The organism is Streptomyces sp. NPDC093097 (assembly GCF_044754325.1).
Classification (GTDB): Bacteria; Actinomycetota; Actinomycetes; order Streptomycetales; family Streptomycetaceae; genus Streptomyces.
Genome location: NZ_JBIVOW010000018.1, coordinates 168,472 through 188,573, shown reverse-complemented (window position 1 = coordinate 188,573; position 20,102 = coordinate 168,472). Strand labels below are relative to the sequence as shown.

Genomic DNA, 20,102 nt, shown 5'->3' with positions numbered 1-20,102 from the left:
CGCTCAGCAGTCACAGCAATCGCAGCCGTCGCAACACTTGCAGCAGTCGCCGCAGTTGGAGGCGGGGCTGCAGCACGTGTTGCAGCAGTCGCATGCCTGGCAGCAGCCCTCGCGCTTCTTGCCCGACCACGGTCCCTCGAACTCCGAGGCACAGCACACCTTGCAGGTGCAGCACAGCCCGACGGCGAGCGCACAGCCCGCCCAGAAGCCGCGCGGCGTCCTCGGCCCCTGCGGAGGGTGCGGCTGCTGCCAACCGTCACCGCCGCCCGAGCCCCCCGACCCGCCGCCGTAGCCACCAGGCGGGACGGGTCCACCGCCGGACGGGGTCTGCGGGACGTTCAGCTGCTGACCGCCGGCGTAGGGTCCGCCGACCGGCGGCTGACCGTACTGGGGAGACCAGCCGCCACCGGCCCCGTTGGGCGCGCCCCCGTTCCCGTACGGGTTCCCGTACGGATGCGCGGCGGGGTTGCCCTGCGGATTCCCGTAGGGGTCCTGGGTGTACGGGTTGCCGCCCTGGCCGTCGTAGGAGCCGAGCGCGCCTTGCCCCTGGTGGGAGCAGGAGGAGGTGCCGAAGGCGCGGTCCACCGAGCGCCGCAGTTCGTGCACCAGCAGCACATGCACCAGGGCGGAGTCGGTGAACTCCACGTCGCGCAGGGCGAGTCGGATGCCGTGCAGCGCGTCGTTGCACAGGCGGCGGGCCTCGCCCAGGCCGGCGCCGGTGGCGGTGATCGGGTTCCAGGCGCCTTCGGCGGCGTCCGCGGCCCGGTCCTCCACGGCGTCGAGGAGGTGCGCGAGCCGGCCGAAGAGCCGGCCGGCCTCGGCCAGCGGCGCGGCGTTGCCGGGCCGGCCGGCCAGCACCGCGGTGTGCGCGAAGGCCGCGGCGGTGGCGGTCTCGGTCGGTTCGGTGATCACCGTCAGGGGCGTGCCGGGCCCGGCCGACTCCTCGATGCCCACCTGGCGGTCGACCGCGTCGACGAGGACGGCGGTGTCGAAGCCGAGCTTGGCGCCGGTGCGTGCGCCGGCCCGGTCCCAGCCCGCCGCGACCCGGCGCGCCGCGGCGGCCATCGGACGGCGCCGCAGCACCCCGTTCCCGTCCGCGACATGGTCGCGGATCTTCGCCGAGGCGAGGACGAGGGAGACCGACGCCGCGAGCCGCGCGCCCTCTCCCCGGGCGACCGAGGCGGTGCGCATACCGCGCAGCGGGCAGGGTCCTGCGGTACGGCGCCGGAGGTCAGCCCGGCCGGACTGGGCGTCGGTCAGCACCGACACGATCAGCCCGTCGTAGTTGGTGACCACCCGGGCGAACTGGCCGTGGTCGGCGCGCAGCGCGAGGCAGAGGCCGCACAGATGGGCCATCCACTCCGTTTTGAGCCCTTGGGACAGGCGGTGCGAACAGGGCCTGACGATTCCGAACATGTAAGAGCAATCCCCCCGTTAGACATGAGCATGGTCCGGCAGCAGCGGCCTGGAATGCTACCCATTGGGCCCGTGACCAGCGCTCACGTCCAGCGCGCCGGGCAACGCTCGATCCATGCGATGGACGGACCGTCGCCCCGACGGTCGTCCCCTACGCCGCACCCGCACCATCCGTGCGGCCACGCGACAGGCTCCGGACCGATGCACGCCTCTCCGCCGTGCCCTTTTACAGCAACTCCATTGCAGGGATGAGGAGTTGGAAATCAGGCAATCAGGAGCCGGAGCGTCCGCCGCCTTCATTCACCCGTTCTGCTGATACCGCCGCCTGAATCCCCGGTGGGAGCATGACCGCGCCGCGGTGCGTGCGGCCGGTCGCGACCGGGGGTCGCCAGTCAACCCGCAGTCTTTTCCCGGATTTTGGAGAGTCATGAAGACGATGAGCTATCTGGCCGTGGTGGGTGCCGTGAGTGCGGCACTGGGTGCGGCGCCGGCCTCCCCCGCGGCACCGGCCTCCCCGGTCCCGCCCTCCGCGGCCCGCAGCGTCGTGCTCACGGTCAGGGACAACGGCCGGGCCCTCACCGTGCACACCGGGGACGTGGTCGAGGTCCGGCTCACCGGCGAACGCCGTCCCGGTATCACCTTCAGGTGGAGCGTCCCGGTGTCCAGCGCCCCCGCCGTGCTCAGACGGACGGCGGGGGGCACGACACCGACCGGCGGCGCCACCGGGCGTTTCGTGGCGGCCAGGCGAGGCGTCGCCGAGCTCACCTCGCAGCGGACCTGTCACGCCTCCCCCGGCCACGTCTGCCCGCATGTGGTGCTGCCCTGGAAGGTCAGGGTCAAGGTGGCGTGACCGTCCGTCAGGCCGTCACCAGCTGCCGGGTCGCCGCGTCCACGGTCTGGGTGAGGAGGGTGGCGATGGTCATCGGGCCGACGCCGCCGGGCACCGGGGTGATCAGGCTCGCGACCGCGGCGGCCGACTCGAAGTCGACGTCGCCGACGTTGCCGGGGTGGTAGCCGGCGTCGATGACGACGGCCCCGGGCTTGATCTGGTCGCCGTGCAGGAAACGGGCCCGGCCCACCGCGGCGACCAGGACGTCCGCCTCCCTGGTGTGGGCGGCGAGGTCGGCGGTGCGGGAGTGGCAGTAGGTGACGGTGGCGTTGCGGCCGAGCAGCAGCATGCCCACCGGCCTGCCGAGGATGGCGCTGCGGCCGACGACCACGGCGTGCTTGCCGGCCAGGTCGACGCCGTGGTGGTCCAGCAGGCGGAGGATGCCGCCGGGCGTGCAGGAGGCGAAGCCGTCCATGCCCAGGCCCATCGCGGCGAAGGAGTGGGCGGTGACGCCGTCGACGTCCTTCTCGGGCGCGACGGCCTCGAAGGCGGCGCGCTCGTCGATGTGCGGGCCGACCGGGTGCTGGAGCAGGATGCCGTGCACACCGGGGTCGGCGGAGAGCGCACCGATGGTGTCGACCAGCGCGGCAGTGGTCGTGTCGGCGGGGAGCGCGACATGCCGCGACTGGATGCCGGCCTTGGCGCAGCGGTTGCGCTTCATCCGGACGTAGGTCACCGAGGCCGGGTCGTCGCCCACGAGAACGGTGGCCAGGCAGGGGGCCTGGCCGGTGCGCGCGGTGAGTTCCGCGGCGCGGGCGGCGGCCTCCTCGACCATGCGGCGGGCGAGGGCGCTGCCGTCCATCAGGCGGGCGGTGGGGGACGTGGTCTGCGACATGGCGCCTCCTGAGCGTCGTACGTCGTACGGATTCGCCCAGGCGCACGGCATTGGCCGGTCAGGCCGAGCCGCTTCCCGGTGGTACTCCACCCAAGCGCCAGTCACGGCTCGCGCCCCACTGTAGGCGATGCCTGGGAGCGGACGGGCACGGGTGTTCGCGGGTGGTGCGGGCCGCGCCGGTCAGGGGGACTGCCGGCCGGGACTGAAGCGGTGCGGTGCGCTGGCGGCCTCCCACTGGCTGAGGATGCCGTCCCAGTCGTGCTGGGCGACGGTCACGGCGCTCGGGTCCCAGGCGGGGCCGGCGAACGTCCCCGGTGGGGACGGCCAGGAGGCGGCGGCGTCCACCGGGGACCAGGAGGCGTAGCCGTCCTGGGCGGGCACCCAGGGGGAGGGGTGGACGGGCGACGCCCAGGAGGTGCGCGGCTCGTACGGGGGCTGGGGCGGGGGTTCGGAGGGGGTGCCTTGGGGGTCGGTCATCCTGCGGTGGCGGCCGATGCGGTCCGTGGACGTGGGGCGGGCGGTGTGGGACTCGGTGGCGAGCTGGTGCGCCCGGGCGGCCAAGATGCTGACGTCCAGGCCCAGTTCGGTGGCGAGCGCGGTCAGGTCGGCGCCGGTGTGGTGACTGTGCACCAGGACCGCGTCCAGCGCGGGTGACCAGGCCTGTTCGGGGACGGGCGAGGAGAGGGGGGTGTGCGGCGGGGCGGGGCGAGGGGGGACGCGGGTGGCGGTCTCGGGCGGGGGTGCCGGGGCGGCGGAGGGCGCGGCGGCGGCAGCGGCCCGGGAGGTGCCGGATCCGGCCGGCGCGCCGGTACCTGTGGACGACGGGGTCGGGCGGGGCGGTTCGGTGTACCCCGGGGCGTCGGCGCGGTGGGCGGCGCGGCGGTCCCTGGCCGACTGGTCGAGCAGGCTCTTGGCCGCCGCCCGGGCGTCCTCCTTGCCGACCGTACGGCGGGCCAGGCGCACCTCGCGGGCGTCGAGCCCGAGCAGATCGGCGACCACCTCGTCGCTGCCGACCGTCACCGCGAAGGCGGCCAGCGTCCGCGAGCGGCGGACCTCGGCCTCGTCGAGGAGTCCTTGCGTCCGGCGGACCTCGTCATCGCTGATGCAAAACGCCTGCGCGAGGACCGCATGGCGCTCCCACAACTCCCTCGGTTCCATGTCAGCGACAACGTTTTTTGGCCGAAGTTGGCCCGGTTCTCCATGAGAGATCACTGTAAGAGGTGATATTCCCAGCACCTCACGCAGCGCTTTGGGATGTTATGAGAGGGAGCGCCGGGGGGCGACAGGGGGCGTGCGCAGTGACCAACCGATGGGACGAATCGTTTCTACGGCCATGAGTGCTCCGTCATCCGTCACCGTCGCCGGCCACGGCCGGACCGCGTTCATCCCCCGCCCCCCGGTGGAGCGGCCCACTCCCCCCAGGTCGGAGGCGGTGCCCGCACCGCCGCGGATCAACGCCGAAGTCGTCCGGCAGACACCCGTGTACGCGGGGCTGGTGAGGATCTGGACGGAGCGGTGCGCGACGGTGCCCGGCGTCGCCGATCCGGAGTGGCAGCGACTGGTGTCCTACCGGGCGCTGATGGAGGAGACCGAGATCGCGCTCACCGCGCTGCGGCCGCACCGGGCCCCGGACGTGCTACCGCAGCGGCGCCACCTGGCTGTCCCGCCCGGCGGATACGGCAGGGAACTGGCGTCGGCGCACGGGGCGTTGAGACCGGTGCCCCGACCCTGACGATCCGGTGGGGGCGCGAGCCCCTGCATGCCTGTGGGCCCGGGTACCGGACCCGGGCCCACCTGACGTGGCGATGCGGCGCAACGGTTCAGAGGATCCCGAGGAGGCGCCCGAGACCGATGAGGCCGCCCCGGTCCGGGCCGGGGCCACGGCGGCGGAAGTCGTCGCAGCGGCGGAAGTCGTCACCACGGCGACCGAAGTCGTCACGGCGCCCGAAGTCGTCGCAGCGGCGGAAGTCGTCACAGCGCCCGAAGTCGTCGCCACGGCGGCCGAAGTCGTCACGGCGCCCGAAGTCGTCGCAGCGGCGGAAGTCGTCACAGCGGCCGAAGATGTCGTCACGGCGGCCGAAGTCGTCGCAGCGGCCGAAACCGTCGTCGTGGCGGCCGTGTGCCTGCCGGGCCTGGCGCCCGTTGCGGCCCTCGTGGCCGCGGCCGTTGTCGTGCTGGCGGCCGTGCGAGGTGTGCTGGCACCGGCTTTGCATGGCGCACTGCGCGGTCTGGGAGCTGCCGGGGGCCGCGGTCGCGGTGCCTGCTACCGGGACCACCAGGGCCGCGGCGAGGCCGGCCACCGCGAGCCCGCGAGGAATCGAACGAAGCATTGTTCCACCTTTGCTCGACTATGCAGAATCGATACAATCTTCTGCAAACGCGACAATAAGTCGGTCATCCCACCCCAGGTGGCGACCCGCCGGAGCGTCACCAGAACGCACCACGGGCCGGGACACACCCCGCGCGATGGCGGACAGCGGGGCGTCATTCGGCCTTCGGCAGCCCCTCCATGAGAGCGCCCAGGGCCTGCCCCACAAGCTGGACGACGGTGTCCGGATCGGCGCTGGCCAGCGGTTCCTTGCCGACCACCACCCGCATCAGGCCGATGCCCAGCAGCCAGGACAGCGCCAGGTCGCCGCGCAGTGCGCCGTCGCCGGCCCGGGAGAGGGTGGCGAGCACCTCGGCGTACTCGTCCCCGAGCCCCCGCAGCGCCTCGGCGATCTCGTCGCTCCCGCCGATGGAGCGGAGGCAGACCTTCAGCGAGCGGTCGGCGTCCGGACCGCCGCCGTCGGCGAGCATCCCGCGCAGCGCGACCTCGAACAGCCGCTCCGCCGGTGTGGTGCGCAGCTGCTCGTGGCCGCCGCGCGCCATCACCTCGCCGAGCAGGGCTTTTTTTGAGCCGAAGTAGCGGAACAGCAGGGCTTGGTTGACGCCGGCCCGGGAGGCGATGTCGCGCACCGTCGCGCGTTCGTAGCCGCGCTCGGCGAAGAGTTCCGAGGCGGCGTCGAGCAGCAGCTGCCGGGTGCCCTGGGCGTCCCGGCGGTGTTCGCCGGCGCACGGCACGGTCTCGCCCGTTTCCTCCTGCGTTGGCTCCCCCATCGGTGCTCCCCTTTCCGTCCGTCCGTCAATTGGCCGCCGCGGCCCGCCATAACGGGTCAACTCAACTGTCGCAAGCAGGCGTTGACCGCTCCGAGTATGCGTCCTACGGTTATGTAAGCAGGTGCTTACACGAGGGAGGTCACGATGACCACAGCCGACACAGCACCACTTTCCTACCCCTTCAACATCGCCGAGAGCCTTGATCTCTCGACGGAGTACGAACGGGCCCGCAACCACCCGGGCCTGCTGAAGGTCCAACTGGCCTACGGCGAGCCGGCCTGGCTCGTCACGCGGTACACCGAGGCCCGGTTCGTCCTCGGCGACCAGCGGTTCAGCCGGGCCGAAAGCGACCGGCGCGACGAGCCCCGGCAGTCCGAGGGGAGCCGCAACGGCGGCATCCTGAGCATGGACCCGCCCGACCACACCCGGCTGCGGACCCTGGTGGCGAAGGCGTTCACGGTCCGCCAGGTGGAGAAACTCCGGCCGCAGGTCAAGGAGTTGACCCGGGAACTGCTCGACGAGCTGGAGGCGGCCGGACCGCCGGTGGACCTCGTCGACCGGTACGCCCTGCCCATCCCGGTGGCCGTCATCTGCCGGCTGCTCGGGGTGCCGGCCGAGGACCGCCCGCAGTTCCGGGTGTGGAGCGACGCCGCGCTCTCGACGAGTTCGCTGACCGCCGAGGAGTTCGACGCCAATCGCGAGGAACTGCGCGCGTACATGCGCACGTTGATCGACCGGCACCGGCAGGAGCCGCAGGACGACCTGATGACCGCGCTGATCGACGCGCGGGACGTCGGCGACCGGCTCTCCGAGCTCGAACTGGTCGATCTGTGCGTGGGCATACTCGTCGCCGGGCACGAGACCACCGCCACCCAGATCCCCAACTTCGTGCTGGCGCTGCTGGACCACCCCGACCAGCTGGCCCTGCTGCGGGAGCAGCCCGAGCTGATCGGGGGCGCCGTGGAGGAGCTGCTGCGGTTCGTCCCGTTGGGCAGTGGTGCCGGCCAGGCGCGGTACGCCATGGAGGACATCGAGGTCGGCGGCACCCTGGTGCGGGCCGGCGAGCCGGTACTGGTCGCGATGGGCGCGGCCAACCTCGACGCACTGCGGTTCGACGCGCCGGGGAAGCTGGACATCCGCCGCACCGGCAACCAGCACCTCGGCTTCGGCCACGGCGTCCACCACTGCCTGGGCGCGCCGCTGGCCCGGCTGGAGCTCCAGGAGGCGCTTTCGGCGCTGATCACCCGGTTCCCGGGACTGCGGGTCGCCGGGGACGTGGAGTGGAAGACCCAGATGCTGGTGCGCGGCCCACGGGTCCTGCCGGTGGGGTGGTGAGCGCGGTGGCGTGGTCAGTGGAGATCGATCCGGGGCTGTGCATCGCCTCCGGCTCCTGCCCGGCGATCGCACCGGAGCTGTTCGTCCTGGAGGGGGCGCACGCCCGAGCCGTGCACGAGGAGATCGCGGAGGACGAGCGGGCGCTGAATGCGGCCGATGTGTGTCCGGCGATGGCGATCACGGTGCGGGACGGCTCCGGCGAGGTGATCGGCCCCCGGCCGTAGGCGAGCGGGAGCAGTGGGCGGGGCGCGGCCGGACGGCCGCGCCCCGTTGCGTGCGCCCAGGGGCCGGTGCGGGCCGCGCGCCGCCGACGTGACAGCGAATCGGCCATCCGGTCGGCCACTCGGCGCGCGCCTCTTGCCAAGCCAAGATCGTACGTGTTCGGATTATCTCTGCGGGATGCCAAACCATCGCATCACCGCAGATCAGAGCATGTCCGCACGGCCCGAGGCGAGGGCCGCAGCGCCCCGCCCGGTGCGGGGAGGCCGCTCTCCCCCGCCTGGTTCCGCGCCGGACACCGACCACCCAGCCCCCGACTCGTGCTCCGGAGGGTCCTCGTGTGCGATCTGCCGTGCCACGCACGCGCAACTGCGCCGCCTCGACGGCGAGTCGGACCGCTCCCACGACCGGCTGTGGCGCCCGCGCAACGACCCCGACCAGGTCGCGTCCTCCTGCCCGTTCGCCCGCCGAGCGCATCGGCGCTCCCGTAAGCCCTCCCCCGGCGCCCACGGGAACGCACGCCGCCGTCCCCCGGCACCGGCCACACCCCTCCCCCGGAACCGCCGAACGACCCGAACAGGACCCCCATGAAACCCGCCCCCTTCCGCTACCACCGGGCCCGCGACGTCCACGGCACCACCGCGTTACTGGCCGAGCTGGGCGACGACGCGAAGATCATCGCCGGCGGCCAGAGCCTGGTCCCGATGATGAACTTCCGCCTGGCCCGGCCGAGTCACCTGGTCGACATCGGCGCCCTGCGCCACCTCGACCACCTGGGGACCACCCCCGACGGCGCCCTGCACATCGGCGCGCTGACCACCCACCACACCGTCGAGACGGCACCCGAGGACGTCCTGGGGCCCGGGTTCGCGGTGCTGCGCCGGGCCATGGGGTGGATCGGCCATCTGCCGATCCGGACCCGGGGCACGGTCGGCGGCAGCCTCGCACACGCCGACGCCACCGCCGAATGGTGCCTGCTCGCCCGCACCCTCGGCGCCGAACTGCACGCCACCGGCCCGCGCGGCGCCCGGCGACTGCCCGCCGCCGACTTCTTCCTCGGCCCGTACACCAGCCTCCTGGAACCCGACGAACTGCTCACCGAGATCGTCTTCCCGCGGCCCGCGCCGCACGCCGCGCTCACCGAATTCGCCGAGCGGAAGGGGGACTTCGCCCTCGTCTCGGCGGTGGTGGACCTCGACGTCGAGGACGGGCGGGTGCACGGGGGCCGGGTGGGGCTCGGCGGGGTGGCACCGGTGCCGGTGCGGGTCCCGGAGGCGGAGGCGGTGCTGGCCGGCGGCGGCTCCTTCGCCGACTGCGCGGCCGCGGCCGCCGCGGCCGCCGATCCACCGGACGGCGCGGGCGGCAGCGCGGCCTACCGCCGGCAGCTCGTCCGGACGCTGGTCGAGCGGGCGGGCGCGGAGGCATGGGCCACGACGGGGGCAAGGGAGGAGAGGTCCCGATGAGGCAGCGGGAAACCGGACCGCAGGACGGGGGCGCGCAGGGCGGCGGGAGGCTGATCGGACGGTCGGTACCGCGCCGGGAGGACCCCCGGCTGCTGACCGGACGCGGCCGGTTCGTCGACGACATCGCGCTGCCGGGCATGCTGCACGCACAGTTCGTCCGCAGCACGGTCGCACACGGCGAGATCACCGCGATCGACCTGAGCGCGGTGCGGGCGGTACCGGGCGTGGTCGCCGCCTACACCGCTGACGACCTCCGGCTCGGCGACATCACCGCCGAACTGGCCCGCCCGCGTGCGGAGTTCGTCCCCACCCCGATGCCGGTACTGGCCCGCGACCGGGTGCGCTACGTCGGCGAGCCGGTGGCGCTCGTCGTCGCCCGGGACGCCTACGCCGCCGAGGACGGCATCGAGGCCGCCCGGATCGGCTACACCGTCCATCCACCGGTCACCGGCGAGGAGACGGCCCTGGCCGACGGCGCACCGCTGGTCCACGCGGACGCACCGCGCAACACCCTGGTGGACGTGGCACCGTTCGCCACCGACGGCATCGACGAGGTGTTCACCGCCGCCGACCACGTGGTCGGGGTCGACGTCCGCACCGGACGGCAGAACGCCCTCCCGTTGGAGACCCGCGGCGCGGTGGCCCACTGGGACGACCGGGAGGAGCAGCTGGTCCTCCACACCTGCAGCCAGGTCCCGCACCTGGTACGCACGGTGGCGTCCCGGTGCCTGGGGCTGGACGAGCGGGCGGTGCGGGTGGTGGTGCCCGACATGGGCGGCGGCTTCGGGCTGAAGTGCGTGGTGGGGCGGGAGGAGATCGCCGCCGCGGCCGCCGCGCTCCGGCTGCGGCGCCCGGTGAAGTGGATCGAGGACCGCAAGGACGCACTGACCGCGTCCTTCCTGGCCCGCGAGCAGCACTACACCGCACGCGCCGCGTTCGACGCGACGGGCCGGATCCTGGCGCTGGACGCGGACGTGGTCTGCGACACCGGCGCCTACTCCTGCTATCCGTTCACCGCCGGCATCGAACCGCTGATGGCCGCGGCCGAGATGCCGGGCGTCTACAAGGTGCCCGCCTACCGGGTCCGCGGCCGGGCGATCGCCACCAACAAGGCCCCCACCGCCCCCTACCGCGGGGTCAGCCGCCCCCAGTACGTCATGGTCATGGAGCGGCTGTTCGAGCGCGCCGCCCGGGAACTGGACCTCGACCCGGTGGAGATCCGCCGCCGCAACCTGATCACCGAGTTCCCCTACACCGGCGTCAACGGCATCACCTACGACCCCGGCTCCTACCGGGAGTCGCTGGACCTGTGCGAGCGGACGCTGCGCGCCGAGGGCTGGTACGAACGCGCCCACGCCGCCCGCGCCGAGGGCCGGTACCTGGGCATCGGCTACTCCTGCTTCAGCGAGCGCACCGGCTACGGCTCCGCCGCGTTCGCCCAACGCAAGATGACGCTGGTGCCCGGCTTCGACCTCTCCGAGGTGCGGATGGACCCCAGCGGCGCGGTGACCGTCACCACCGGGACGATGAGCCACGGCCAGAGCCACGAGACGACCATGGCCCAGATCGTCGCCGACGAACTCGGCCTGGAACTGGCGAAGGTGAAGCTCCACCAGGGCGACACGGACCGGGTCCCGTACGGATGGGGGACCTTCGCCAGCCGGTCGATCGCGATCGGCGGCAGCGCCGTGCGGCTGGCCGCCGGCCGGCTCGGCGACAAGCTGCGCACGCTCGCGGCGGCACGCTGGGACATTCCCGTGGAGGAGACCGCCCTCGGCCACGGCGAGGTCCACCGCCGCGACGCCCCCACCACCGCCCTCCCCTACCGGGACCTCGCCGAACTGGCCTACCACCGGGCCCACTTGCTCCCGAAGGGCATCGAGCCCGGACTCACCGCCACGGCCGCCTTCGACGTCTCCAACGACGGCACCTTCTCCAACGCCACCCACGGCACCGTCGTCGAACTCCACACCGACACCGGCCAGGTGGAGATCCTCCGCTACGTCTGCGTCGAGGACTGCGGGGTGGCCATCAACCCGCGGGTGGTGGAGGGCCAGTGCCGGGGCGGAATCGCCCAGGGCATCGCCGGGGCGCTCTTCGAGCAGGTGACCTACGACGCCCAGGGCGAGCCCTCCGCAACCAGCTTCATGGACTACAAGGTGCCCACCGCCCACGAGATCCCGGACGTGGCCGTCCACCATCTTCAGACGCCGTGCGCCTTCACCGAGACCGGCGCCAAGGGCACGGGCGAGGGCGGCACGATCGGAGCGCCCGCGGCGGTGCTCAACGCCGTCAACGACGCCCTGCGCCCCACCGGCACCGAACTGGACGACATCCCGATCACCCCCGAGACGGTGCACCGCGCGCTGCACCCCCGGCACTACCAGGAGAGCGCCCGATGACCCCACGTCCTCAACTGCCCGGTGCCACACCCTCGGACGCCGCCGCCCCGCCCGACACCTCACCGCTGGACGCGCGCGAGCTCCAACTGATGGTCCTCGACGTGAACGGGGTCCGGCACGAGGTGATCACCGAACCGCGCCGCACCCTCGTCGACGTCCTCCGCCACGAGCTGCGGCTGACCGGCACCCACGTCGGCTGCGAACACGGCATCTGCGGCGCCTGCACGGTCCTGCTCGACGACCGCCCGGCACGGGCCTGCCTGGTTTTCGCGGCGCAGGCGGAAGGGGCGCGGATCCGGACGGTCGAATCGTTGGGGGCGGGCTGCGGGGGGCCGGCGGGCGACGCCGATGACGGTGGCGGCTGTGGTTCCGGCGCTGGTTCCCCTTCCGATCCCGGACCCGACGGCAAACTCAGCGATCTGCAACGTGCGTTCCGGGAGCATCACGCGCTCCAGTGCGGGTTCTGCACCCCCGGGTTCCTGATGCTCGCCGAGGGGTTCCTCGCCGAACGGCCGGACCCGGACCGCGACGAGATCCGCGAGGTGGTGGCCGCCAACCTGTGCCGGTGCACCGGCTACCAGCCCATCGTCGAGGCGATCGAGACGTGCGCGGCACAACGGCGGCGCGCCACGCGCACCGCCGCCCGTCCGGACTCCGGGAAGGAGAAGTGATGCAGCTCAGCAACACGGTGCCGGTGAACGCGGCGCCGGACGCGGTCTTCGCACTGGTCAACGACGTGGAACGGGTGGCGTCCTGTATGCCGGGGGCGGTGCTCGACGGCCGGGACGGCGAGGCGTGGCAGGGCCGGGTCCGGGTGAAGGTCGGGCCGATCACCGCCGCGTACACGGGAACGGTGCGGTTCCTGGAGACCGACGCCGACCGCCGGCGGCTACGGGTGCAGGCCCGCGGGGCGGACGCCCACGGCAACGGGGACGCGGAGGCGGAGGTGACGTTGACCGTCGCCGAGGCGCCGGAGGGAGCGCGGCTGGAGCTGGTTACGGACCTGGTGATCCGGGGCAAGCTGGCCCAGTTCGGGAAGGGCGCGATCGGGACGGTCTCGACCCGGATCCTGGAGCAGTTCGCCCGGAATCTGGGCGGGCTGCTGGAAGGGGAACGCAGCGGCGGGGCGGTCGCGGCAGGGGCCTCGTCACCGTCCCCGCACACGTCCGCGGCGCCGGGCCCCTCCACGACTTCCACGCAGCCGGACGAACTCGACGGGCTGTCGGTGCTCGCCGGGCCCACCGTCGGGCCGGTGCTGGCCAAGTACGGGCCGCTGGCCGCCGCGTTCGCCGTCGGGGTGTTCGAGGGCTGGCTGGTGGGGCGGCTCACCGGGATGCGGCGGGAGCTCAAGACCTTGCGGCAGCTCAACGCACCGCGGCGGGGGCGCACATGAGCCGGTGTCCGGCGGGACCGGCGGGTGGCTGAGCGGCCGGCCTCGTTCTCGACCTCCTCCCTCTGCCCCACCTGCGTTTCCGTCTTCCTCCGGAAGGATCACGCCATGTTGCCGCCTCGGCGGTCGGGCCCCGCCGCCCGGTCCGTTCTCCAGTCCGCCCTGGCGGACGGGGCCGACCTGCCCGCCACCAGCCGGTGAGGGCGCTCGGGGCCGCCCCGGTCGCCCGTCCTGGACTACGGGGGCGGCGGACCCGCCCGGGCGGCCCTGCGGGCGGCACCGCGGTCCCTGCCGGCCCGAGCGTGGCGACGGTCCGTGAACACCACCACTGCGCACCGTGATTGAGTTGCCCCATGGCTGACGAGACGACATCCATCGCCCCCAGAGACCCCGCGGCACCCCCGACCCCCGGGGCGGCAACCCCGCACGCCGTGACGGCCGCGCCCGGCTATCAGGTGCGCCGGCTCTACCAGGCGTATCTGTCCGTGTGGATGCGCGCGGTCGATCCGACGCTCACCGGGCCGCAGTTCGCGGTGCTGACCGCGGTGGACACCACACCGGGCCGCGACCAGCGGTCGATGGCCTCCGCGGTGTCGCTGGACACCTCCACCATGGCGGACGTCGCCCGGCGGCTGGAGGGCCGCGGCCTGATAGTCCGCCGCACCGACGCCACCGACGGGCGCCGGAAGCTGCTGTTCCTGACCGAGGAGGGCGAGCGGACACTGGGCGAGGCGCGCGAGCGGAGCCGGCGGCTGGACGAGCGGCTGCTGGCGCCGTTCGAGGGCGCGCAGCCGCCCGATGTGATGGAGCTGTTGACGTCCCTGGCCGACTACTGGGAGAGCCTGGCCGAGGATTCCTGATGCCGTGGGGCGGCGAGGCCCCCTGACCGGGCACCGGTCCGACGTGCGGGCGCCTCCCCCCGAATCTGCGCCTGCGTCAGCACCTCGCCCTGGGCGACCCGCACACGGCATCTCCTGGAGCGTTGTGCGCCTGTCGCGCCCCTCCCCGTTCCCTTCCGCGGGCGAGGTGCGACGATGGGGCCTGTCATGGATGCGGGGCACGTTCTCAGGGGGCTGCGCGCCGCGGTTTTCGCGGCGGTCTGCGTGCTCCTGGCTGCGCTGGGGCACGCGGTGATGTCGGATACCGCGGTGCCCGGCTGGACGCTGCTCGCGGCCGGACTGGCGACCACGGCCGGGGCCTGGTGCTTCGCCGCGCGCGAACGCGGGCCCGTACTGGTGGGGTTGCTGACCGTCGGCACCCAGGCCGCGCTGCACAGTGCGTTCTCCCTGGGGCAGGCGGTCGCCGGCGCCGGCATGGACCAGGCCGCGCTCACCCGTGAGTGGGCGCGTACCTGGCTCTGCGGCGCCGAAGGGCTGTCGCTCGCCGACATCGACGCGGCGCGCGCCCTGTCCCCGATGGGGCGGATGGGCCCGTCGGCCGATCCGGGCGCGATGGGAATGCCCGGCACCGGCCACCCGGCGCATGCCGCGCTGTCCTCCATGGGCCACTCGCCCACGGACCTGCACATGGGCGCGGGCATGGGCATGCACGGCAGCGCCGGCGGCATGCTCGCGGCGCACCTGCTCGTCGCCCTGCTCAGTGCGTGGTGGCTGTGGGGCGGGGAGCGGGCGGCGTTCCGGCTGCTGCGGAGCGTGTCCGCCTGGTTGTTCGCGCCCCTGCTGCTGGTGCTGCGGGCCGTGCTGCCCGACGCCCGCCCCGTCCCGCGCCCGGCCCGGCAGGAGCCGCGGTGCGCGGTGCGGCAACTGCTGCTCGCGCACGCCATGTCCCTGCGGGGTCCCCCGCGTGAGCCGGCTGTCGTCTGACAGCACGGTCGAACTCCCGAGCCGGATCACCCGAGGAACGTGCGGGGCTGCTGCCCCGCGCCCGGTGTCCCGGCTTCGACTTCACCGGTCGTCGGCGCTGTCGCGCAGGTGACCGGATCACGCGAAGGACTCCAGAGGACTCCCATGATGAATCCTGTCCGAACGCCGGCGGTGGCACCGCTGCCCGCGCCCGCTCCCCGTCTGCGGGAGGTCCGCGGCGGGCGCCCGGCACTCCCCGGTGACTCAGCCCGCTCGTCGTCCCGGCCGGAGGCGGGCCAGCAGCGCCTCGACGGACGCCGGGCCGCCGTCGCCCGCGGGCGCGGCCGCCTCGTCGTCGTGCGCGGCGGCGCGGCCGACGGCCGCGGTGAGCGCGCGGGCGCGGGCGTCCCATCGGCGACAGTCCTGGCATCCCGCCAGGTGGTCGTCGAGACGGTGGGCGGTGAGCCCCGGGGGCAACGCCTCGCCGTCGAGACGGGCCGAGAGTGCCGTACGGATGCGCGAGCAGAGCATGCCCCCATCCTCCCCGAATTGGTCCGGACCGGCGAGGGGCGGTTTCGGCATGCGTGACGACGAGACGGTGACGGGCTGGGCGCTGGCCGCCCGGGACGGTGACGAGCGGGCCGTCGAGCAGTTCGTCAGGGCCACCCAGCTCGATGTGCGGCGCTATGTGGCGCACCTCAGCGGGGAGCCCCAGGCGACCGACGACCTGGTGCAGGACACCTATGTGCGGGCGCTGCGCAGTCTGCCGCGGTTCGAGGGCCGGTCGTCGGCGCGGACCTGGCTGCTGACGATCGCCCGACGGGTGGTGGCGGACCGGATCCGCACCCACGCGGTACGGCCGCGGCTGTCGGCGACCGACGACTGGCAGTCCGCCGCCGAGCGGGTCCAGCCGCGCGGTGTGCCGGGCTTCGAAGAGGGCATCGCGCTCGCCGAGTTGCTGACGGCGCTGACGGCCCAGCGGCGGGAGGCGTTCGTGCTGACGCAGCTGCTCGGGCTGCCGTACGCGGCGGCGGCCGGGGTGATGGGCTGTCCGGTGGGGACGGTGCGCTCCCGGGTGGCCCGCGCCCGGGAGACGTTGATCGGAATGCTCACCGAGGCGGAGGCCGGGGCCGGGGACACCATGCCTGCCGTGGCCCGGGCCGAGGGCACCGGACAGCGGCGGGCCGAGCGGCGCGTGCCGGCGGACGCGGCCCCCCGCGGCGTACCGCGCCAGAGAGCGGTGCCGGACGAGCAGCGGCCGCACCGGCTCACCGCCGCCGTGGCCTGACGGGTCGGGTGCGGCGGGCCGTTGGGGCTCGTGGTCGGGCGGTCCCCGTCCACGAGCCCCGACGGATCCGACTGCCCCGCCCGGCCTGCCCCCTCTCGACTCACCTCGCCTCGTCCGCCCCCTCCGTCCTTTCCTGGCCGGGGCGTACGGCTCGGGCGTGGACGGTCAGGGGCGGGCTGTCGCGGAAGTGGAGGGTGAAGGTGAGGCGGTCCCCGGGGGCGAGCCGGGGCGGGGGGCTGATCATGATGTCGAGAGTGGTGGGCGTCATGACCAGGGAGCCGCGGGCCGGGACGGTGGCGCCCTGAACCATGGCCATGGACCGGGCGTTGCGCCCGACGGCGACGTCGCGGCTGAGCATGGCGCGGTGACCGGGCGGGCCGGTGACGGCGGTGAGGACGTCGTCCGCGGTACCGGTGTTGCGGAGGGTGAAGAAGGCTGCGGTGGCGTCGTGCCCTGCGGGGATCAGGACGCGGCCCTCGGTGGCGGTCAGCCGGGCGGGGGTGCCCGCGTTCCCGGTGGTGGTCCAGGCGGTGAGGGTGCCCAGGGTCGCCAGGCAGGAGACGACGGGCACCGCGACGGCGGCGAGGCTGGAGCGGTTCATACGGAGTCCCAAGTACCGCTTTTGCGCGGTGCGTTGTCAGTGCCGTGCGGTGAAATGGCGTTGTGGCGTGCCGAGTGGGGGCCGCGGCGGGCCGTGCGGCCGGCGGCGGGTGGCTGCCAGGCGCGCAGCCGCAGGCTGTTGCCGACGACGAGAAGGGAGCTGGCGGACATGGCGGCCGCCGCGAGCATCGGATTGAGCAGTCCGACGGCCGCGAGCGGCACGGTGACGAGGTTGTACCCGAACGCCCAGAGGAGGTTGGTCCGGATGGTGTTGAGGGTGCGGCGCGCGAGGCGCACCGCATCGGCGATGGCCTGGAGGTCCTCGCGGACGAGGGTGACATCGGCGGCGCCGATCGCGGCGTCGGTGCCGCTGCCCATGGCGATACCGAGGTCGGCCAGGGCGAGCGCCGCCGCGTCGTTGACCCCGTCGCCGACGACGGCGACCCGGCCGCCCTGCTCCTTCAGGGTCGTGACCAGCGCGGCCTTGTCGTGGGGGCGCGCCTCGGCGTGGACCTCGGTGATGGCGAGTTGCGCCGCGATCGCGTGGGCGGTGGCCGCGCGGTCGCCGGTGGCCAGCACCGGCCGCAGGCCCAGGCGGCGCAGGTGGTCGACGGCGCGGTATCCGTCGGGCCGGAGGGCGTCGCCGAGGGTGAGGACGGCCTCCGGGGTGTCGTCGACGGTGACCAGGACCGCGGTGCGGCCGGCGGCCTCGGCGGCCCGGACCGCGTCCGGCAGCGGATCGGGAAGACGGGTGAGGTCGTCGGGCGGCCGGACGACGCTCACCATGTGTCCGTCGATCGTGCCGCGGACGCCGAATCCGGGCGTGGCGGTGAAGTCGCGTACGGCGGCGGCCGGTTCGAGCGGCCGGTCGGGGCCGTGGTCGCGGGCGTATGCGAGGACGGCGCGGGCCACGGGGTGCTCGGAGCCCTGCTCCACGGTGGCGGCGAGCCACAGCACCTCGTCCGGGGCGCGCCCGTCGGCGCGGGGCGTGAGGTGGCTGACGGTCATCCGCCCCGTGGTGAGGGTGCCGGTCTTGTCGAGGACGACGGTGTCGATGCGGCGCAGCCGCTCCAGCGCCGCCGGGCCGCTGACGAGGATGCCGAGTTGGGCGCCGCGGCCGGTGGCGGCCAGCAGCGCGGTCGGGGTCGCCAGGCCCAGGGCGCACGGACAGGCGACGACGAGCACGGCGACCGCGGCGGTGACGGCGGCCTGCGGGTCGGCGCCCGCGCCGAGCCAGAAGCCCAGGACGGTGACCGCGATGGTCAGCACGGCGGGCACGAAGACCGCGGCCACCGCGTCCGCGAGCCGCTGCGCCTGGGTCTTGCCGGTCTGGGCGTCCTCCACAAGCCGGGTGATCCGGGCCAGTTGGGTGTCGCCGCCCACGGCGTCGGCCCGCACCTCCAGCAGCCCGCCGGAGTTGACCGCGCCACCGACCACCGCCGAGCCCGGTCCGACCTCGACGGGGTGGCTCTCACCGCTGATCAGGGAGAGGTCCAGGGCCGAGTTGCCGGAGACGACGGTGCCGTCGGTGGCGACCCGTTCCCCGGGCCGGACCAGGAACCGGTCGCCGACCCCCAACATGCCGATGGGGACGAGGCGTTCGGAGCCGTCCGACCCGCGCACCGAGACCTCCTTGGCGGCGAGTTCCGCCAGGGAGCGGAGCGCGGCGCCGGTGCCGCGCCGGGCCCGGGCCTCCATCCGCCGCCCGGCCAGTACGAACAGCGGGACGCCGACGGCGGCTTCCAGATAGAGGTGAGCGGTACCGTCGCCGGCCGTGGGCAGCAGGCTGAACGGCATCGTCATCCCGGGCGTGCCGGCGCCGCCGAGGAAGAGCGCGTAGGTGGACCAGCCGAACGACGCGGCGACGCCGAGGGACACCAGGGTGTCCATGGTCGCGGCGCCGTGCCGGAGGCCGCGCAGCGCACGGAGGTGGAAGGGAGCCGAGCCCCATACGGCGACGGGGGCGGCCAGCATGAAGCAGAGCCACTGCCAGTTGCGGAACTGCCAGCCGGGCACCATCGACAGGACCAGAACGGGGAGGGAGAGGAGGGCGGTCACGAGCAGCCGCTGACGCTCGGCGCGGGCGTCGGCGCGAGCGGCGGCATTGCCGTCGGCGTGACGGTCACTGCTGTCGCGGTCGGCATCGCGAGAGGCGACGGCACGGCGGGCGGCAGCACCGCGGTCGGCGTTGCGGCGGTCGACAGCACTGCGGCCGAGGTCGCTGCGATCGGCGTCAGGGGCGCCGTCGCGGCGGGCATCGCCGGCATCGTCCCGGGCGCGGTCGGTCGTGTCGTGGGCCGCGTCGCCGTGGGGACCGCGCGGGTCGTGGTCGCGGGCGGAGGGGTCGTCCTGGCCGATCCCGGTGGCCGATCCGGCCGCCGTGTCCGGGCGGGCGGCGGTCGCGGTGGGTTCGGGGAGGCGGGCGGTGAATCCGGCGGCCTCGACGGTGGCGATCAGCGCGTCGGCGGAGACCGATGCGGGGTGGCTGATCCGGGCCCGCTCGGTGGCCAGGTTCACCGAGGCGGTGACACCGTCCAGCCGGCCCAGTTTCCGCTCCACCCGCCCCACGCACGCGGCGCAGGTCATCCCGCCGATGGCGAGGGTGGTGGTGTGGACGGGATCTGCCGCCGAGGTCGCGGTGGTGGACGGCGAAGAGGCGGGGGCCGCGGCAGGGGTGGTGCCGGGAGGCGTGGCGTGGGGCCGCGGGTGGTGGGGGGTCATCGCCGTGCTTCTCCTGCCGTGCGGACGGGTGCGGGGAGGGCCGCGGCTGCCGTGATCGCCGTCGGCGGCACCGCTCTCGGGACGCCCGGCGCGCTCGCGCCACGCATCCCCTGCATCCCCGGCATGCCCGGCATCCCGCCGGGGCCTCCCCCGCCGGAGGGCTCGCTGGAGCCGGGGCGCGAGCGGTCGGCGGGGTGGAGGCCGGGGGCCACCGGTCCGACGGCGCTGCCCACCGCGTACGAGAGGCCGCACAGCAGCGCCAGGAGCGCGACGAAGCCGAGCACCGAGGGGGCCGGCAGCAGGCGCCGGAAAGGGAGGGGGCGAGCCGCGGGACTGCCGCGCCGGGCACGGTCGGCCGGGGAAGCGGACGGGGAGGCAGGTGGGGAAGCGGCGAGTTCGGGGGTGGTCACCGCGTCATCGTGGCAGCTCGGAATGGGGGCGAACGGACGATCAGAGGCCGTTCGGCGCGTGAGGTTTGTCCCGTCCGCGGGGCGGAACTCGGCACCGTCGCGGGACGACTAACTGGGTTTGCCCGCGCCCCACTTCGGTGCCGTCGAGGTGCCGAATCCACCGCGCCCGGGAATTTCCCCCGTTCCGGCGGGAACTGGGACCCTCTCGCGCCCGACCTCTCAGACGCCGTGCC

Annotated in this window: 20 protein-coding genes and 1 riboswitch; of the genes, 11 read left to right on the top strand and 9 right to left on the bottom strand. The window is 74.2% G+C overall.

Features of this window, described 5'->3' with window-relative positions; translation table 11 throughout:
• Nucleotides 1-3 precede the first annotated feature (3 nt).
• Nucleotides 4-1,416, bottom strand: coding sequence for a DUF5685 family protein (locus tag ACIQE0_RS27700; protein ID WP_402337174.1), 1,413 nt, complete (start codon nt 1,414-1,416; stop codon nt 4-6).
• A 427-nt stretch (nt 1,417-1,843) separates the two neighbouring features.
• Between ACIQE0_RS27700 and ACIQE0_RS27695 the strand changes: the two genes are divergently transcribed.
• Nucleotides 1,844-2,266 (top strand): hypothetical protein, encoded by a 423-nt coding sequence (locus tag ACIQE0_RS27695; RefSeq protein WP_402337171.1) that lies wholly within the window; start codon nt 1,844-1,846, stop codon nt 2,264-2,266.
• 7 nt (nt 2,267-2,273) lie between these two features.
• Here ACIQE0_RS27695 and ACIQE0_RS27690 read toward each other — a convergent pair whose 3' ends face one another.
• A complete protein-coding gene (locus ACIQE0_RS27690) occupies nt 2,274-3,140 on the bottom strand; it encodes a bifunctional 5,10-methylenetetrahydrofolate dehydrogenase/5,10-methenyltetrahydrofolate cyclohydrolase (RefSeq protein WP_402337168.1) in 867 nt (288 codons plus the stop codon).
• Between the two features lie 27 nt (nt 3,141-3,167).
• A riboswitch (ZMP/ZTP riboswitch) is annotated at nt 3,168-3,255 on the bottom strand.
• Nucleotides 3,256-3,320: 65 nt separating this feature from the next.
• Entirely contained in the window at nt 3,321-4,298 is a 978-nt protein-coding gene (locus ACIQE0_RS27685; protein ID WP_402337165.1) for a hypothetical protein, read from the bottom strand.
• A gap of 175 nt (nt 4,299-4,473) precedes the next feature.
• On the opposite strand from ACIQE0_RS27685, the gene ACIQE0_RS27680 reads away from it, so the two are divergent.
• A complete protein-coding gene (locus tag ACIQE0_RS27680; protein WP_402337162.1) occupies nt 4,474-4,872 on the top strand; it encodes a hypothetical protein in 399 nt (132 codons plus the stop codon).
• A gap of 88 nt (nt 4,873-4,960) precedes the next feature.
• On the opposite strand, the gene ACIQE0_RS27675 is transcribed toward ACIQE0_RS27680, so the two are convergent.
• Complete coding sequence (locus ACIQE0_RS27675) at nt 4,961-5,470, bottom strand: hypothetical protein (RefSeq protein WP_402337160.1); 510 nt, start codon at nt 5,468-5,470, stop codon at nt 4,961-4,963.
• A gap of 154 nt (nt 5,471-5,624) precedes the next feature.
• Entirely contained in the window at nt 5,625-6,239 is a 615-nt protein-coding gene (locus tag ACIQE0_RS27670) for a TetR family transcriptional regulator (protein ID WP_366330553.1), read from the bottom strand.
• Between the two features lie 144 nt (nt 6,240-6,383).
• Here ACIQE0_RS27670 and ACIQE0_RS27665 point away from each other — a divergent pair, with 144 nt between their 5' ends.
• The 8 genes from ACIQE0_RS27665 (at nt 6,384) to ACIQE0_RS27630 (ending at nt 14,871) form a co-directional block, all read left to right on the top strand.
• Nucleotides 6,384-7,574, top strand: coding sequence for a cytochrome P450 (locus ACIQE0_RS27665; RefSeq protein ID WP_366330554.1), 1,191 nt, complete (start codon nt 6,384-6,386; stop codon nt 7,572-7,574).
• Between the two features lie 5 nt (nt 7,575-7,579).
• Nucleotides 7,580-7,798, top strand: coding sequence for a ferredoxin (locus ACIQE0_RS27660; RefSeq protein WP_402337155.1), 219 nt, complete (start codon nt 7,580-7,582; stop codon nt 7,796-7,798).
• A gap of 582 nt (nt 7,799-8,380) precedes the next feature.
• The gene (locus tag ACIQE0_RS27655) at nt 8,381-9,256 is read left to right on the top strand and encodes an FAD binding domain-containing protein (RefSeq protein ID WP_402337152.1); all 876 of its coding nucleotides are present in this window, start codon (nt 8,381-8,383) and stop codon (nt 9,254-9,256) included.
• On the top strand, nt 9,253-11,658 hold the full coding sequence (locus ACIQE0_RS27650) for a xanthine dehydrogenase family protein molybdopterin-binding subunit (RefSeq protein WP_402337149.1): 2,406 nt from the start codon (nt 9,253-9,255) through the stop codon (nt 11,656-11,658). The genes ACIQE0_RS27655 and ACIQE0_RS27650 overlap by 4 nt, the downstream gene beginning before the upstream one ends.
• Nucleotides 11,655-12,329: a (2Fe-2S)-binding protein gene (locus ACIQE0_RS27645; protein ID WP_402337146.1), complete on the top strand. Its 675-nt coding sequence runs from the start codon at nt 11,655-11,657 to the stop codon at nt 12,327-12,329. The genes ACIQE0_RS27650 and ACIQE0_RS27645 overlap by 4 nt, the downstream gene beginning before the upstream one ends.
• Nucleotides 12,329-13,051: an SRPBCC family protein gene (locus ACIQE0_RS27640; RefSeq protein WP_402337144.1), complete on the top strand. Its 723-nt coding sequence runs from the start codon at nt 12,329-12,331 to the stop codon at nt 13,049-13,051. The genes ACIQE0_RS27645 and ACIQE0_RS27640 overlap by 1 nt, the downstream gene beginning before the upstream one ends.
• Nucleotides 13,052-13,401: 350 nt before the next feature.
• Nucleotides 13,402-13,908 (top strand): MarR family transcriptional regulator, encoded by a 507-nt coding sequence (locus ACIQE0_RS27635; protein WP_366330559.1) that lies wholly within the window; start codon nt 13,402-13,404, stop codon nt 13,906-13,908.
• Between the two features lie 186 nt (nt 13,909-14,094).
• Nucleotides 14,095-14,871 (top strand): PE-PGRS family protein, encoded by a 777-nt coding sequence (locus ACIQE0_RS27630; RefSeq protein WP_402337141.1) that lies wholly within the window; start codon nt 14,095-14,097, stop codon nt 14,869-14,871.
• Between the two features lie 243 nt (nt 14,872-15,114).
• Here ACIQE0_RS27630 and ACIQE0_RS27625 read toward each other — a convergent pair whose 3' ends face one another.
• Entirely contained in the window at nt 15,115-15,381 is a 267-nt protein-coding gene (locus tag ACIQE0_RS27625) for a zf-HC2 domain-containing protein (RefSeq protein ID WP_402337138.1), read from the bottom strand.
• Between the two features lie 49 nt (nt 15,382-15,430).
• Between ACIQE0_RS27625 and ACIQE0_RS27620 the strand changes: the two genes are divergently transcribed.
• On the top strand, nt 15,431-16,138 hold the full coding sequence (locus ACIQE0_RS27620) for a sigma-70 family RNA polymerase sigma factor (protein WP_402337135.1): 708 nt from the start codon (nt 15,431-15,433) through the stop codon (nt 16,136-16,138).
• A 100-nt stretch (nt 16,139-16,238) separates the two neighbouring features.
• Here ACIQE0_RS27620 and ACIQE0_RS27615 read toward each other — a convergent pair whose 3' ends face one another.
• The 3 genes from ACIQE0_RS27615 to ACIQE0_RS27605 are packed head-to-tail and all read right to left on the bottom strand — an operon-like array spanning nt 16,239 to nt 19,869.
• Nucleotides 16,239-16,739, bottom strand: coding sequence for a copper chaperone PCu(A)C (locus ACIQE0_RS27615; RefSeq protein WP_402337132.1), 501 nt, complete (start codon nt 16,737-16,739; stop codon nt 16,239-16,241).
• Nucleotides 16,736-19,459, bottom strand: a complete 2,724-nt coding sequence (locus tag ACIQE0_RS27610; RefSeq protein ID WP_402337130.1) for a heavy metal translocating P-type ATPase — start codon at nt 19,457-19,459, stop codon at nt 16,736-16,738. Before ACIQE0_RS27610 ends, ACIQE0_RS27615 begins: the two co-directional genes overlap by 4 nt.
• Nucleotides 19,456-19,869, bottom strand: coding sequence for a hypothetical protein (locus ACIQE0_RS27605; RefSeq protein WP_402337127.1), 414 nt, complete (start codon nt 19,867-19,869; stop codon nt 19,456-19,458). The genes ACIQE0_RS27610 and ACIQE0_RS27605 overlap by 4 nt, the downstream gene beginning before the upstream one ends.
• Nucleotides 19,870-20,102 lie beyond the last annotated feature (233 nt).

What these genes read in the sequence shown, in the direction of transcription:
- ACIQE0_RS27700 (WP_402337174.1), bottom strand. Translation starts at nt 1,416, where the DNA reads ATGTTCGGAATCGTCAGGCCCTGTTCGCACCGCCTGTCCCAAGGGCTC.
- ACIQE0_RS27695 (WP_402337171.1), top strand. Translation starts at nt 1,844, where the DNA reads ATGAAGACGATGAGCTATCTGGCCGTGGTGGGTGCCGTGAGTGCGGCA.
- ACIQE0_RS27690 (WP_402337168.1), bottom strand. Translation starts at nt 3,140, where the DNA reads ATGTCGCAGACCACGTCCCCCACCGCCCGCCTGATGGACGGCAGCGCC.
- ACIQE0_RS27685 (WP_402337165.1), bottom strand. Translation starts at nt 4,298, where the DNA reads ATGGAACCGAGGGAGTTGTGGGAGCGCCATGCGGTCCTCGCGCAGGCG.
- ACIQE0_RS27680 (WP_402337162.1), top strand. Translation starts at nt 4,474, where the DNA reads ATGAGTGCTCCGTCATCCGTCACCGTCGCCGGCCACGGCCGGACCGCG.
- ACIQE0_RS27675 (WP_402337160.1), bottom strand. Translation starts at nt 5,470, where the DNA reads ATGCTTCGTTCGATTCCTCGCGGGCTCGCGGTGGCCGGCCTCGCCGCG.
- ACIQE0_RS27670 (WP_366330553.1), bottom strand. Translation starts at nt 6,239, where the DNA reads ATGGGGGAGCCAACGCAGGAGGAAACGGGCGAGACCGTGCCGTGCGCC.
- ACIQE0_RS27665 (WP_366330554.1), top strand. Translation starts at nt 6,384, where the DNA reads ATGACCACAGCCGACACAGCACCACTTTCCTACCCCTTCAACATCGCC.
- ACIQE0_RS27655 (WP_402337152.1), top strand. Translation starts at nt 8,381, where the DNA reads ATGAAACCCGCCCCCTTCCGCTACCACCGGGCCCGCGACGTCCACGGC.
- ACIQE0_RS27650 (WP_402337149.1), top strand. Translation starts at nt 9,253, where the DNA reads ATGAGGCAGCGGGAAACCGGACCGCAGGACGGGGGCGCGCAGGGCGGC.
- ACIQE0_RS27645 (WP_402337146.1), top strand. Translation starts at nt 11,655, where the DNA reads ATGACCCCACGTCCTCAACTGCCCGGTGCCACACCCTCGGACGCCGCC.
- ACIQE0_RS27640 (WP_402337144.1), top strand. Translation starts at nt 12,329, where the DNA reads ATGCAGCTCAGCAACACGGTGCCGGTGAACGCGGCGCCGGACGCGGTC.
- ACIQE0_RS27635 (WP_366330559.1), top strand. Translation starts at nt 13,402, where the DNA reads ATGGCTGACGAGACGACATCCATCGCCCCCAGAGACCCCGCGGCACCC.
- ACIQE0_RS27630 (WP_402337141.1), top strand. Translation starts at nt 14,095, where the DNA reads ATGGATGCGGGGCACGTTCTCAGGGGGCTGCGCGCCGCGGTTTTCGCG.
- ACIQE0_RS27625 (WP_402337138.1), bottom strand. Translation starts at nt 15,381, where the DNA reads ATGCTCTGCTCGCGCATCCGTACGGCACTCTCGGCCCGTCTCGACGGC.
- ACIQE0_RS27620 (WP_402337135.1), top strand. Translation starts at nt 15,431, where the DNA reads ATGCGTGACGACGAGACGGTGACGGGCTGGGCGCTGGCCGCCCGGGAC.
- ACIQE0_RS27615 (WP_402337132.1), bottom strand. Translation starts at nt 16,739, where the DNA reads ATGAACCGCTCCAGCCTCGCCGCCGTCGCGGTGCCCGTCGTCTCCTGC.
- ACIQE0_RS27610 (WP_402337130.1), bottom strand. Translation starts at nt 19,459, where the DNA reads ATGACCCCCCACCACCCGCGGCCCCACGCCACGCCTCCCGGCACCACC.